This window comes from Novosphingobium guangzhouense (assembly GCF_002896965.1).
Lineage (GTDB): Bacteria > Pseudomonadota > Alphaproteobacteria > Sphingomonadales > Sphingomonadaceae > Novosphingobium > Novosphingobium guangzhouense.
This window is the reverse complement of record NZ_LYMM01000031.1, coordinates 39732-52803: the sequence shown is the minus strand read 5'-3', so window position 1 is coordinate 52803 and position 13072 is coordinate 39732. Positions and strand designations below refer to the sequence as shown.

The window sequence follows — 13072 nt, the reverse complement described above, 5'->3', positions numbered from 1 at the left end:
AAAAGGGGGGGGCTCCCTTGGGGGTAGGACGTTTCCCCCTCTCAACACAGATGACCATCGAATTCGATCCGGTCGGCCAGCAGGCGCAGCAGTTCGGGCAATTGCTCGATCATGCCGAAGCAGTCGTAGAAGTTCACGCTTGCCCCCAGCATGGCAGAGGCAAGCGCGCTGGCCGGAAGCCCCAGACCGATCATCCGCGCATAGATCGCGGTCAGATCATGCGTGATCGACGACAGGTCGCGATAGTCGATTTCGCCTGGGCCGATCCCGTCGCTGCGGGTCGCGCCACCGATGCATGTCAGCGTGCGCGTCAGAAAAGAGGGGTCGTGCATGGTCCACCTTGAGATCACAAGTACCCACACAAATTCAGCGCACCGCGGGCGCGCCGCCATGTCTATGATGGATTGATCCCTTTGGAGAGCCGGGCGGCGACCATTCTAGCCCCTCTGGCGGATGCCCTGGCCAGCGGGGTTCACAAGGGGCGAGCCTGACTGCATGCAGTCCCCGTCAGACCGCAGATTTCCGCAGAAATGCGCGGGTCCGCCTTGCATGTCGCAAGGCGAATTCGGGGTACGCCTTTGGAGCCCTTGGACCTGCGGTCGCAATAGGTGAAGGATAATGCCTGTTACAGTCGGGCAATATATCCGGCGCGCTACAAAGGGGGGAAACGGAACCATGATGACCATGGCTTCCAGGCCGCTTGCCACGTTCACGCCAGCAAACATCGGCGCAGGGGTTGCCACAAGAGCACCTGCGCGGGATTTGCCCCGGCTCTACATCAACGGACGCTTCCTGACGCAGCAGACTACGGGGGTGCAGCGCGCCGCGCGGGAAATCGTCTTCGAAATCGACCGGCTGCTGCAAAGGGGGAGGCTTGCGGCCGATGTCACTTTGCTGGTGCCGCCGGGGCCCTGGGTCCAGCGACTTTCGACGAAACGCATCACCGTAGAGACGATCGGCACGATGCGCGGGGTGCTGTGGGAACAGCTGTCGCTTCCAAAGCGGGCATCGGGGGGCACCCTGCTGTCCCTGGGCAACAGCGCGCCGATCCGCGCCTTGCTGGACCGCGACACGCGCGTGGCGGTGATGATCCACGACGTCTCGTTCCTCGACTTTCCCGGCGCCTACAAGCGCGCCTACCGGATGGGCCACAGCCTGATGTTGCCGGTGATGATGCGGCGCGCCGACACGATCCTGACGGTATCGCAGACCGAGCGCGAACGGCTCGTCCGGATGGGGCCTGCCACGCCGATCGTCGTCGCGCCGAACGGAGGGTGGCGCGGAGAGCCGACCCGGTTCGGTGAAGTGCCTTCGCTGCCCGATACTTACGGGCTTTACGTGGGCTCATTTTCGCTTCGCAAGAACTTCCCGCGCACCCTTGAAGCCGCGATCCGGCTGGCGCGGGAGGACGGGCTGCATTCCGTCTTCGTCGGAACGGCGGGCCGGATCATGCGCAAGCCCCGTTTCGAGATTCCCGCCGACGTTGCAGACCGGATCCACCTGATCGGCCAGATCAACGACCCCGGCCAGCTGGCGCAGATCTATCGCGGCGCGCGGGTTCTGCTGTTCCCCTCGCTTTACGAAGCCTGCCCGCTGCCGCCCGCGGAAGCGGCCCATTTCGGCTGCCCGGCAGTGGTGTCCAACATTCCCGCCATCTGGGAACGCTGCGGGCGCGGGGCGGCGTACTGCGATCCGGCCTCGGTCGATTCGATCCTTGATGCCGTCCGCTCGGTGATCGACGAAACGCCTGCGAGGGCGCGCGCGATCGCTGCGGGTTGGGCTCATTCGGACAACTGGAGCTGGAGCGATCAGGCCGCCCTTGTCTGCGCCTCGGCGCTGGGCAGCGCATGCCTGCTGGACGAGCCCGCCACGCTAGACGACGTGGACTTCGAGGGCTACGCCGCTTCCGCGTAATGGAAGTCCCGGCGCCGTCAGGCGGGGACGGACGCGGGGATGGGGGCGGCCCTGTCCCATACCGGCTGCGCCAGATGGTCCGACGCAGGCGCACCGACCAGCACCGCAACCAGCACCGCGACCACGCGGGCCACATCGCCTGCCGTCATGGCCGCCCCCATCGGCAGGCCGAGCAGCGTTGCCGACAGACGCTCGCTCACCGGCAGATCGTCGCACGGGGCGTCGATCAGGTAGCTGTGCCGATGCAGGCCGCCGCCATACCAGAACCGCGCCTCGACGGCGGCATCGGCCAGCGCCAGACGCAGATGCTCCGCCATCGCCCCCCCGGCGCAGCGATAGAGCACATAATTCGACGCGATCTGCGGGTGCAGAACAAGCGCATCCATCGCCACCCCCGCCTGTTGCAAGGCACTGTGATAGGTTCTGGCGATGCGGGCGAAATCGGCCCGCTTGGCGGCCCAGCCATCCAGTTCGGCCAGCGCCACGGCGGCGTGGTATTCGCTCATCTTGCCGTTGAAGCTGACGGACTGGCAATCGCGCGATCCCATGAAGCCGAAATTCGTCGTCTGCGTCACGCGGGCAAGGAGGGCGGGGTCGGGCAAGACCACACAGCCGCCTTCGCCGCAGCCCAGCACCTTGGTGGCATGAAAGCTGAGCGCGATCGGGATCTGCGGGTGGCACGTCATCGTGCCGTCGACCAGCGCCTCTACCGCAGAGGCGGCATCGATGACGACCGGGATGCCGGTGGCCGCCTGAAACCGCGCCCAGCGCGCCACATCCAGCGGGCGGCCATAAGCGCAGACCGGCACCACAAGGCCCACCTGATGCAGCATCGGATGGTCGGCCAGACGATCCGGGTCGAGCGTCCAGCTATCCTCGCAGACGTCTGCCAGCCATGGCCGATAGCCGCATTGCGCCGCCGCCAGCGCCGTCGCCACGAAGGTATGGGCAGGGCAGATGGCATAAGGCCGCGCCGGATCTGCGCTTCCCGCATGGGCAAGGATCGCGGCCACAAGTGCGCCGGTCCCCGAATTCGTGGCGACCGTCGTGCCCTCGCCGATGCCCAGCAGCGTCTGAAGCCGGTGCTGCAGCCCCTTCACCAGCGGCCCCTGGTTCGAATACATCCGCGACCGGTCGATCTGGCGAAGATAGGGCGCAAGCGCGTCCGTTGTCGGCAGCACGGGTTCGTAGGCCAGCAAGTGCCGCAGGGCGCCGGGGATAAGGCCGCGGTTCAGGCCGGGGATCAAGTTTGCCGATGCCGCCGTCCTGGCCCCCTCAAAGGATCGCAGCTGCCCGAAATCGCTGAAAGCCTCGCCCTCGTCAGCCGGGGCGGTATGGCGCACGATGGAGGTGAACAGGCCGATGACACATACTCCCTGCGTGAAGTTTACAAGGCTTTCGCGGCGTCCGCACAGAATTGCCGGGCCCGGTGAACGCCCGACCTGCGGGACAGGCGCTGATAGGCCCTGCGGCACGCGCGGACCGGGCTTCGCGGGGCCAGCAGCAGCGGCAGGCCCTTGATCCAGTAAGACGGATACGATGCGTAGCGCCCGCATAAGTAGCGCGCCGCCTGTACGATCTCCTGCCCGCTTGCGCCTTCGGTCTTGGCGTTGACGATGCGGGCGATCACATGCGTGTCGAACACGCGCCGCGCCGCCGCCCTTTGCACCGCCGGGCGATCGGGGAACAGCAGGCGGGCGATCTCGTCGTAACCGCGCACGTCGATGCGCAGGCGCTCCAGCCAACCGACCCGGCGCTTGAGCTGGTCATTGCCGGACCGGAAGTTCACGCAAGGCTCCGCAAGCACGCCCCACCCGCCGGTCGCGCCCACCGCAAGTCCGGCGATGTAGACCTGCGAATAGAGATTGGTCATCGCCACCGCGCGTGGATCGGCCGCCGCGATGTTCCACTCCGCCCGGCGCACCAGCGTGGCCGAGATATAGCCCAGCAGCTCCGCGAACCGACTGAACGCCGCCCCGGCACCGACAAGGTGCTGCGTGGGCGGCATGCGGCGGATGCCGGTGATATTCCGCAGCGTCGGATCATAGTCCACGACCCCGACGGTCAGCGCGATCATGTCCGGCCAGCGCGAAAGCGCCGCCAGCACGCGCCCGATACCGCCCGGTTCAAGCCTGTCGTCGTCGCCGAACAGCCAGATATAGTCCCCCGTCGCGCGCGCGGTCACAGCGGCGATGTTGCGGTCCACGCCGACATTGCGCGCCTGCAGCATGGGGACGAAGTGCGCGAACCTGCCTGCATAGCGGCCCATCACCTCTACGGTATCGTCGGGAGAGGCATCGTCGGCCACCACCACCTCCAGATCCGGCGTATCCTGCGCCGCGATACTGTCGAGAAGTTCGGCAAGACAGGCCGACCGGTTGTAGGTGGGGATGCATATAGACAACAAAGGCATGAGCACCCTCACGTACTGATGTCACTTCACCCGCCGGTAGGTGACGTTGTTGATTATGTTCGCGCTTTATATTCCAGGTCCATACTTTGCGTTTTCTTCCGTTTTTCAGGACCGCATTTCATTTCATTAGGGCCTTAGTGCACGATCATGCCGCGTACATGCTCACCGATCGCCAGCGAGGAGGTCAGGCCCGGCGATTCGATGCCGAACAGGTTGACGAGGCCCGGCAGGCGGTGATCCTCCGGCCCGGATATGACGAAATCGGCGTTGGGCTGGCCCTTGCCCGATATCTTGGGGCGCACGCCTGCAAAGTCTGGATGCAGCCGATCGGGATCGAGTTCGGGCCAGATGCGCTGCGCGGCGGTGGCGAATGCGGCGTGCCGGTCGGCGGGCACCTGATAATCGACTGCATCGATCCACTCTACGTCCGGGCCGAAGCGGATCGCTCCGTCAAGGTCCAGCGTAAGATGCACCCCCAGTCCTCCGGGCTCGGGCAGCGGGTAGACCAGATGGTTGAAGGGATGACGGCCCGAATAGGCGAAGTAGACCCCCTTGGCATAACGCATGACGGGCAGGGCAGGGGGGCTGAGCGCCTCGATCGTCCCGGCCAGCGCCACGGCGGACAGCCCCGCGCAATTGACCACCCATGCCGCCTCGACCGGCTCTTCCTCTTCGGCAAGGTGGACGCGCCAGATGCCGGCGGCCTGCTCGATACGCTCTACCGGCGTGCGCAGCGCCAGCAGCGCGCCGGATGCCTCTGCCTCGCCCAGCAACGCAAGCGCAAGCGCTGCCACATCGACGATGCCTGTGGACGGAGAGAACAGGCAGTCCCGGCTGTCGAGCGCGGGCTCCATCCGGCGGATCTGCGCTGCATCGAGCCGGACCAGATCGTCGACCCCGCCCGCGGCCGCATTGGCTGAAAGCCGATCCAGTTCGGCAGACTGTTCGGGACCGGCAGCGAATATCAGCTTGCCGACCTTGCGGTGCGGCACACCGGCGCGGGCGCAGAAGTCGTAAAGCCGCTCGCGCCCCTCCACGCATAGCCGGGCCTTCAGCGATCCCGGCGGATAGTAGATCCCGGCGTGGATAACCCCGCTGTTGCGCGAACTGATGCCCCCGGCAATGCGGCCCTCCTGTTCGATCAGGACGACCGACATTCCCGTGTTCGCAAGCGCCCGCGCGATCGCAAGGCCCACGATACCGGCTCCGATGATGGCGCAGTCGAATTGCATCATCCCCATGGGGTATCCTCAATTCCGGTGGGGGGCCATTACACTAACGAAGTACCTCCTTTCGTCCGTTGACCCGTTTTTGCATATGCGCAAAGCTGTAGTCGAAATCGTGAAAACAGGTGATGGAAATGTGAAATGGCAGGCATTTTCGCAGTCGTCCTCACGTTCAACCGACGCGATCTTCTTAAAAGTTGTCTGGATGCAATAAGAATTCAGACCGTTGCCGTTTCTCATATTCTAGTTATCGACAATGGCGGTTCGGACAATTCCACGTCCATGCTGCAATCCGATTATCCGGACGTCGACGTCTGCCGGCTTGCGGAGAATACGGGCGCTGCCGGAGGGTTCAACCTGGCCACCCGGCTCGCGGTGGCATCGGGTGCCGATCACATCTGGCTGATGGACGATGACGTGATCCCCGAACCGCAGGCACTGGAGCAGTTGCTGGCGGCCCGAGACGAGCTGCACGAACAGGGCTTCGCACCGCCGTTCGTACTGTCGCTGGCGCGCGCGCCGAACGGCATGCTGACCAACGTGCCGGACATCGACCGGACCCGCAACGCGCTCGACTATGCCAACTGGCCGCTGCAGCTTGGCCGCGGTCTTGCGCCGGTACGGCGGGCCACTTTCGTGTCGATCCTTATCCCGAAGCGGGTCTTCGACGATCACGGATATCCGCTCGGTTCGATGTTCATCTGGGGAGAGGATTCCGAATTCACCCTGCGCGTCACGCGCGAGCAGCCCGGATATCTCGTCGCGCGCAGCGAAGTGACGCATGTGCGTGCCCAGCCCGGCATGCTGGATATCCGGCGCGAACCGCCCGGACCCCGGCTTGCCTGGTTCCGCTTTCTCGAACGCAACACGATCTACTGGATGCTGACCCACCAGTCCCGGCGCGCCGCGATGCGCCATGCGCGGGGGCGGCTGTATCATGCGCTGCGACTGACGGCGCGCGGGAAAGTGGGCAAGGCGACGATCCTGTGCCGGGGCATCGTGGCAGGCTTCTTCTTCCGACCGGACGAAGCGCGCTTTTCCAGAAGCTTCGACCAGACCGGCATCGAATTCCTGTCCGACGACCTGCGCAGCAGGCTGACCGTCGCGACTGGCGCAGGGCCTGCGCCGCACTCGGCGGAACACCCGCCGGAACATCCCCCGGCCATCATGGCCGAGCCATCCAACGTCCTGCAGATCGGGAGGTGAATGTGCGCATTCTTGTTACAGGAAACATGGGCTACGTAGGCCCCGCCGTCATCCGGCAGCTTCGCCATGCCTGGCCCGATGCGTGCATCGTCGGCTTCGATACGGGCTATTTCGCCCATTGCCTTTCGGGCGGCGGCGCCCTGCCCGAGCGGGTGCTGGATGCGCAGTATTTCGGCGACGTGCGCCAAATCCCCGAAAGCCTTGTCGAAGGGTGCGACGCGGTGGTGCAACTGGCCGCGATCTCCAACGATCCGATGGGCGATGCCTTTGCCGAAGTGACCCGCTCCATCAATCAGGATTCGTCGCTGGCGCTGGCCCGGATGGCCGCGGCGGCAGGCGTGCGCAACTACGTCTTTGCATCAAGCTGCAGCGTCTACGGCATCGCGCAAGGCCCCGCCCGGCGCGAGAGCGACCCGCTCAACCCGATTACCGCCTATGCCCTGTCGAAGATCGGCACCGAACAGGGGCTGGCCGGGCTGGACGGCGACATGACCGTCACGTGCCTGCGCTTTGCCACGGCCTGCGGGATGTCGGACCGCCTGCGCCTTGACCTTGTGCTCAACGACTTCGTGGCGGGCGCGCTGTCGACCGGACGCATCACGGTGCTGAGCGACGGTTCGCCCTGGCGGCCACTGATCGACACCACCGACATGGCCCGCGCGATAGAGTGGGCAGTGGCGCGCGATGCCGCCGATGGCGGGCGCTATCTTGCCGTCAATGCCGGGCGCGACGAGGCCAATTATCAGGTGTCGGAACTGGCCCAGGCCGTGGCCGAGGCGCTGCCGGGCACGCAAGTTTCGATCAACCATGATGCACCGGCGGACAGCCGTTCGTACAAGGTCGATTTCAGCCTCTATCGCGGCCTTGCGCCCGATCACCAGCCCCTGATGGACCTTCGGGCTTCCATTCGCGCGCTGGTAAGCGGGCTTCAGGCGATCGGCTTTTCCAACGCCGACTACCGCAATTCGCAGCTGATCCGGCTGCACGAACTGGCCCGCCACCGGGCCGAGGGGCGGCTCGACGATGGCCTCTACTGGAAGGATGCCGCATGAAGGTTGCCATTCTGGCCGGCGGGTTCGGCACCCGGCTGACCGAAGAAACGACCGTCCGGCCCAAACCGATGGTGGAGATCGGCGGCCGCCCGATCATGTGGCACATCATGAAATATTATGCGCATTTCGGCCTGCGCGATTTCGTGATCCTTGGCGGCTACAAGGTCGATTACATCCGCGACTATTTCATGCGCTATCGCACGGCGAACTGCGACTTCACCGTCGATCTTGCCAAGGGCCAGGTCGAATGGTCGGACAGTGCCGCCGAGGATTGGCGCGTCACCGTGCTCGATACCGGCAGCAATTCGATGACCGGCGGCAGACTGCGGCGCGCGCGCCAGCATCTTGATGGCGGAACGTTCTGCCTCACGTATGGCGATGGCCTTTCCAATGTCGATATCAACGCGCTGGTGGCTTCGCACCGCAGTTCCGATGTCTGGTGCACCCTGACCGCAGTGGTGCAGCCGGGCCGCTTCGGCGCGCTGCGCCTGAGCGACGACGGCGCGCGCGTGGCCGGTTTCCGGGAAAAGGGCGTGGCCGACGGCGGCCTGATCAACGGGGGCTTCTTCGTCTGCGAACCCGAGATGCTGGACCTCATCGACGGCGACGACACCGTGCTGGAAGCCGAACCGATGGACCGGCTGATCGAACGCGGCAAGCTGGCCAGCTATCCCCACACCGGCTTCTGGCAGAGCATGGACACGCTGCGCGACAAGCACCTGCTCGAAGATCTCTGGGCCTCCGGTCCGCAATGGCGCGTATGGAGTTGAGCCTGTGATCCTTGTCGATACCGCACTCGCCGCATGCGAGGCAGAAGGGCGGCAGATCCGCGTCGCCGTGATCGGCGCCGGTTTCCAGGGCGCCGCGATCGTCCGGCAGATCGTGCGATCGACACCGGGCATGAAGGTTGTCGGCGTCGCCAATCGCCACCCGGAAAAGGCGTGGCAGGCGCTGGCCGATGCGGGCTGCGAGCCGGTGATGACCGCGGGCCTGCGCAACATCGAGCGGGCGATCGCCGCCGGCACCCCGGTTGCCACCGATGACGTCTTCGAACTGGCGGCCGCAGACGGGGTCGACGTCGTGGTCGAGGTGACCGGATCGGTCGACTATGCCGCCGGTGCGGTGCTGGCCGCGATTGCGGCGGGCAAGCATGTCGTCCACATGAACGCCGAACTCGACGGGACGGTCGGGCCGATCCTGAAAGTCCACGCCGACCGCGCAGGTGTGCTTTACACCTTCTCGGACGGCGATCAGCCCGGCGTGCAGATGAACCTTGTGCGAACCGTGCGCGGGCTGGGGGTAACGCCCCGGCTTGCGGGCAATATCAAGGGCCTGCACGACCCCTACCGCAACCCGGAGACGCAGGCCGCCTTCGCCGCGCGCTGGGGGCAGAAGCCGGCCATGGTCGCCAGCTTCGCCGATGGCACCAAGATCTCTTTCGAACAGGCCATCGTCGCCAACGGCTGCGATTTCCGGGTGGCGCGGCGCGGCATGATCGGCCCTGATTTCTCCGGCGGCGATCCCACGGCCCCGCTCGTCCCGCTGGAAGAGACCATCCATGCCTTTGCGCAGGCCCTCGATGCGGCCGGGGCCGGGGACGGGGCCAAGGCCGGGGACGGGGGGAACAGCGGCGCCGGATCGGGGCTTGTGGATTACGTCGTCGGCGCAAGACCGGGGCCGGGCGTCTTCGTGCTGGGCACGCACGACGACCCGCGCCAGCAGCATTTCCTCGATCTCTACAAGCTGGGGAAGGGGCCGTACTACTGCTTCTATACGCCCTATCACCTCTGCCATTTCGAAGTGCCCAATTCGATCGCCCGCGCCGCGCTGTTCGGCGATCCGGTGCTGACTCCGATGGGCGGCCCGAAAGTGGGCGTGATCGCGCTGGCCAAGCAGGATCTTGCCGCGGGTGACCTGATCGCGGACTTCGGGGGCTTCGAGGTCTATGGCGTGGCCGAGAACCATGATGTGATCGAAGCTGCCGGGCTGCTTCCGGTGGGGCTGGCGCTTGGCACCCGGCTACGCCGTCCGGTGCCCCGCGACACGCCGCTGACGTTCGACGACGTGGTGTTCCCGCCGGACCGCCTGATCGATCGCCTCTACGCCCAGCAGCGCGAACATTTCCCGTCCCGACCCGAACTGGTGGAGAGCACCCCATGAAATTTCATCGCACCACCCTTGCCGATGCCCGCCTCATCGAGCTGGACCAGCGCGGCGACGAACGGGGCGTGTTCGCAAGGACCATGTGCGCCGCAGAATTCGCGGCCGAAGGGCTGGTCACCACGTTCGTGCAGCAGAACATGTCCACCTCTGCCGAAAGGGGCACTGTGCGGGGCATGCATTTCCAGTTGCCGCCACACCGCGAAGTAAAGCTGGTGCGCTGCGTGCGCGGGGCGATCCTTGACGTGATCGTCGACATCCGCCCCGGATCGCCCAGCTTCCTGCAGCACGAAGGCTTCGAACTGAGCGCGCAGAACCGCCGCCAGCTCTATGTGCCCGAGGGCTTCGCCCATGCCTTCCAGACCCTGACCGACGATGTGGAGGTCAGTTACCTGGTATCCGCCGCCTACGCCCCGGAGGCAGAGCGCGGCCTGCGGTGGAACGATCCGGCGCTGGCGATCGACTGGCCGTTCCCCGTCTCGGTGATCTCGGACAAGGACGCCAACTGGCCGCTGCTCGACGACCCGCGCACCGATCCGCGCATCACCTGCCACGAAATGGCGGTGTAAACGGGGCGGAAAAACCCTGCGGCGGCGCTCATAAGATTGCACGCGCGACCGCCCGATGCGCAAGCGTCCTATGATGAAGCGATGCCCGCGCCCGTCATGCCCTTTTCCCCGACCATCGCCGCGCCGGGCGCGACCGCGCCTGCCGCCCTGCCGGGTGTTCAAGAGGGCGATGGCGGGGCGTTCCTTGCCGCTCTCGCCCAGGCGCAGACGGGTATCGGCCCGCAACCGTTAGCGCAACCGGCCCCGCATCCGGCGGCGACAGGCACAAGCATGCCTTCCGACCGCAGCGCACTGCCGATCGCCATCGACGCGACCGGCCTTGCCCCCGCGCTGCCTACGCCGCCCGCCCCCGTCCCGACCGCCGCACCAAGCGAAGCGCCTGCCCTGACACCGGCCCTGACACCGGCCCCGGCCCTGACCCCGGCCCTGACCGCAGCGCCCGATGCCGCCGCTGCGCCTCAAGCCGCCATCCCGGTTGAGGAAGCGCAAGTTCAAATCACCGCGCCGGAAATGCCCGCCGCGCCTGATGCCAAAGTCGCGCCCGCCAGCACACTACCGATAAAGCCGACAGACGCGTCGCCACCGGCGATCGAAGCGCTCGCGCCTGAGGTGGCACCTGCGCCAGAATCAAAGGCGGAACCCAGGGCCGGACAGAAGCCGGCGCGTGCCGAAAACCCTTCCGCCTCCACGGCCCCGGACCCCACCTCTGCGCCCCCGCAGCAGGTGACGGCGCCCGCTTCGGCAGCGGTTGCGGTTTCGCTCATGCCATCCGCCGCCGTGCAAAGCCCGATGGCCCAGCCCGAGGCGACGATCGGAACCCCGGCCCCTGCGCGGCCCGCGAAAGACAGGACCGCCGCCAGCGAGCGCGCCGAGCCCGCCAGCGCTCCGGCAACCGCTTCTGCTCTGGCGGTGATCGCTGCGCCGGTAAGCGCGCCAGTCCTCGCATCAATGACCCCCGCATCAATGGCCCCCACATCTATGGCACCCGCCGAAGCCGCGCCGCAGGATCGCGCCGCCCTGGCCGCTGCGCCTGCCATGACCGGCACGTCCGCACAAACTGCAAGCGCGCACGCCGATGACAGTGCCAAGGACAGCACCGCCCATGCCCCCGAGGCGCGCGTTGCGGCCTCGCTGTTCAGCCAGACGCTGGACGCTGCCGCCGCGCGCGCGCCGGTCCACGCATCCACGCATCCCGGCGCGCTGCCTTATGATACCGCTGCGCCATCATCGCCCCCGGCTGCGGCAGAGGCGAGCGTCTCCATGCGCGCGGGCCACTTCGGCAATGATGTGGGCGTGGCGATCGCGCGGGCGCTGGACAGCGGGCCGGACGGCCTGCGCGATGCGCTGCTGATCCGGCTCGACCCGCGCGAGATGGGACGGATCGACGTGCGCATGGGCTTCGACGATCACGGCACCCTGCGCGCCGTCGTCTCGGCAGACCAGCCCGCCGCGCTTGACATGCTGCGGCGCGAAAGCGTCCATCTCGACCGCGCGCTCAGCGATGCGGGCGTGCGGGCCGATGCGCAATCGCTGCGGTTCGACAGTTCGGGCGGCAGCTTCGGCAACGGCGGCTCGGGCGGAAACGGTGGAGGCCAGCACCGTCCCGCCGCCCGCGCGCAAGGCGCCGATTTCACCGGCACCCCGGAAGACGCCGCCCCTATCCTCCGCTCGCTGCGCGGCAGCGGCAACCTTGATCTCATGGCATAAGGCAGCACGAAAATGGCAACCGTTACCGATACTGCCTCCACCTCCGCCACCTCCGGCACCACGGCCGCCGCGTCGACCAGCCTGCTGAGCGACTACAACCTGTTCCTGAAACTGCTGACCACGCAGATGACCAATCAGGACCCGCTCGATCCGATGGATACGTCGGAATACACGCAGCAGCTGGTGCAGTATTCGCAGGTGGAACAGTCAATCCAGCAGACCGGCAAGCTGGACGATATCCTCAGCCAGCTCCTGTCGCAGCAGATGGCGCAGGCATCCAGCTACATCGGACGCGAGGCGCGCTTCGACAGCCCCGTGGCCGGCCTTAGCGACAGCCCCGCCAAGTGGACCTATTACGTGGACGGCACCCCCGCCACCGTCACCGCCACGATCAAGGACGCGCTGGGCGGCACCGTTGCCACCGTCACCCTCGACCCCAGCGAAGCGCAGGGCACCTACGAATGGGACGGCACCCAGACCGACGGCACCAAGGCCGCCGCGGGCGCCTACACCCTGTCGATCAGCGCAGTGGCAGCGGACGGGTCCAGCCTCGACACCACGATCAATTCGGTGGGCGTGGTGGATGACGTGGTGACCGACGGCACCAGCATCATGCTCGGCGTCAACGGCATCCGCCTCTCGGCCACGGGGCTGGTGGCGCTGACCTCGCCGTCAGTGGCCGAGGATTGAGGGAGAAGCGGACTTTCTGGAGACGCCCCAAGCTGGACGTTCAACTGGTCCTAAAAAGACGGGTCACAGCGACGGCCAGCTTAGCAAAAAGCGCTCCGATCACCGTTCCCATCGCTGCCCAAATCGAGAGACCAA

At 66.4% G+C, this 13072-nt stretch carries 12 protein-coding genes; 8 read left to right on the top strand and 4 right to left on the bottom strand.

Going from position 1 to position 13072, the window contains the following annotated elements:
* Window positions 1-41 precede the first annotated feature (41 nt).
* Window positions 42-332: a hypothetical protein gene (locus tag A8V01_RS11340; protein ID WP_103095964.1), complete on the bottom strand. Its 291-nt coding sequence runs from the start codon at window positions 330-332 to the stop codon at window positions 42-44.
* 352 nt (window positions 333-684) lie between these two features.
* Between A8V01_RS11340 and A8V01_RS11335 the strand changes: the two genes are divergently transcribed.
* On the top strand, window positions 685-1914 hold the full coding sequence (locus A8V01_RS11335; RefSeq protein ID WP_103095986.1) for a glycosyltransferase family 4 protein: 1230 nt from the start codon (window positions 685-687) through the stop codon (window positions 1912-1914).
* 17 nt (window positions 1915-1931) lie between these two features.
* On the opposite strand, the gene A8V01_RS11330 is transcribed toward A8V01_RS11335, so the two are convergent.
* The 3 genes from A8V01_RS11330 to A8V01_RS11320 all read right to left on the bottom strand — a co-directional run bounded on the left by A8V01_RS11330 (window position 1932) and on the right by A8V01_RS11320 (window position 5568).
* On the bottom strand, window positions 1932-3161 hold the full coding sequence (locus A8V01_RS11330; RefSeq protein ID WP_146037238.1) for a DegT/DnrJ/EryC1/StrS family aminotransferase: 1230 nt from the start codon (window positions 3159-3161) through the stop codon (window positions 1932-1934).
* 140 nt (window positions 3162-3301) lie between these two features.
* Window positions 3302-4327: a glycosyltransferase family 2 protein gene (locus A8V01_RS11325; protein ID WP_103095962.1), complete on the bottom strand. Its 1026-nt coding sequence runs from the start codon at window positions 4325-4327 to the stop codon at window positions 3302-3304.
* Between the two features lie 134 nt (window positions 4328-4461).
* Window positions 4462-5568, bottom strand: a complete 1107-nt coding sequence (locus A8V01_RS11320) for an NAD(P)/FAD-dependent oxidoreductase (protein ID WP_245892427.1) — start codon at window positions 5566-5568, stop codon at window positions 4462-4464.
* Between the two features lie 126 nt (window positions 5569-5694).
* On the opposite strand from A8V01_RS11320, the gene A8V01_RS11315 reads away from it, so the two are divergent.
* The 7 genes from A8V01_RS11315 to A8V01_RS11285 all read left to right on the top strand — a co-directional run bounded on the left by A8V01_RS11315 (window position 5695) and on the right by A8V01_RS11285 (window position 12937).
* Complete coding sequence (locus A8V01_RS11315) at window positions 5695-6759, top strand: glycosyltransferase (protein WP_103095961.1); 1065 nt, start codon at window positions 5695-5697, stop codon at window positions 6757-6759.
* Complete coding sequence (locus A8V01_RS11310) at window positions 6756-7811, top strand: NAD-dependent epimerase/dehydratase family protein (RefSeq protein ID WP_342747376.1); 1056 nt, start codon at window positions 6756-6758, stop codon at window positions 7809-7811. Before A8V01_RS11315 ends, A8V01_RS11310 begins: the two co-directional genes overlap by 4 nt.
* Window positions 7808-8581 carry a glucose-1-phosphate cytidylyltransferase gene (gene rfbF / locus A8V01_RS11305; protein ID WP_103095960.1) on the top strand — a complete coding sequence of 258 codons (774 nt, stop codon included), beginning with the start codon at window positions 7808-7810 and terminating at the stop codon, window positions 8579-8581. The genes A8V01_RS11310 and rfbF overlap by 4 nt, the downstream gene beginning before the upstream one ends.
* Window positions 8582-8585: 4 nt before the next feature.
* Window positions 8586-9971 carry an NAD(P)H-dependent oxidoreductase gene (locus tag A8V01_RS11300; RefSeq protein WP_103095959.1) on the top strand — a complete coding sequence of 462 codons (1386 nt, stop codon included), beginning with the start codon at window positions 8586-8588 and terminating at the stop codon, window positions 9969-9971.
* Window positions 9968-10540, top strand: coding sequence for a dTDP-4-dehydrorhamnose 3,5-epimerase (gene rfbC / locus A8V01_RS11295; RefSeq protein WP_103095958.1), 573 nt, complete (start codon window positions 9968-9970; stop codon window positions 10538-10540). The genes A8V01_RS11300 and rfbC overlap by 4 nt, the downstream gene beginning before the upstream one ends.
* Window positions 10541-10621: 81 nt before the next feature.
* Entirely contained in the window at window positions 10622-12247 is a 1626-nt protein-coding gene (locus A8V01_RS11290) for a flagellar hook-length control protein FliK (protein ID WP_103095957.1), read from the top strand.
* Between the two features lie 12 nt (window positions 12248-12259).
* The gene (locus tag A8V01_RS11285) at window positions 12260-12937 is read left to right on the top strand and encodes a flagellar hook assembly protein FlgD (protein WP_103095956.1); all 678 of its coding nucleotides are present in this window, start codon (window positions 12260-12262) and stop codon (window positions 12935-12937) included.
* Window positions 12938-13072 lie beyond the last annotated feature (135 nt).

What these genes read in the sequence shown, in the direction of transcription:
- rfbC (WP_103095958.1), top strand. Translation starts at nt 9,968, where the DNA reads ATGAAATTTCATCGCACCACCCTTGCCGATGCCCGCCTCATCGAGCTG.
- A8V01_RS11320 (WP_245892427.1), bottom strand. Translation starts at nt 5,568, where the DNA reads ATGGGGATGATGCAATTCGACTGCGCCATCATCGGAGCCGGTATCGTG.
- A8V01_RS11290 (WP_103095957.1), top strand. Translation starts at nt 10,622, where the DNA reads ATGCCCGCGCCCGTCATGCCCTTTTCCCCGACCATCGCCGCGCCGGGC.
- A8V01_RS11335 (WP_103095986.1), top strand. Translation starts at nt 685, where the DNA reads ATGGCTTCCAGGCCGCTTGCCACGTTCACGCCAGCAAACATCGGCGCA.
- A8V01_RS11340 (WP_103095964.1), bottom strand. Translation starts at nt 332, where the DNA reads ATGCACGACCCCTCTTTTCTGACGCGCACGCTGACATGCATCGGTGGC.
- A8V01_RS11315 (WP_103095961.1), top strand. Translation starts at nt 5,695, where the DNA reads ATGGCAGGCATTTTCGCAGTCGTCCTCACGTTCAACCGACGCGATCTT.
- A8V01_RS11325 (WP_103095962.1), bottom strand. Translation starts at nt 4,327, where the DNA reads ATGCCTTTGTTGTCTATATGCATCCCCACCTACAACCGGTCGGCCTGT.
- A8V01_RS11285 (WP_103095956.1), top strand. Translation starts at nt 12,260, where the DNA reads ATGGCAACCGTTACCGATACTGCCTCCACCTCCGCCACCTCCGGCACC.
- rfbF (WP_103095960.1), top strand. Translation starts at nt 7,808, where the DNA reads ATGAAGGTTGCCATTCTGGCCGGCGGGTTCGGCACCCGGCTGACCGAA.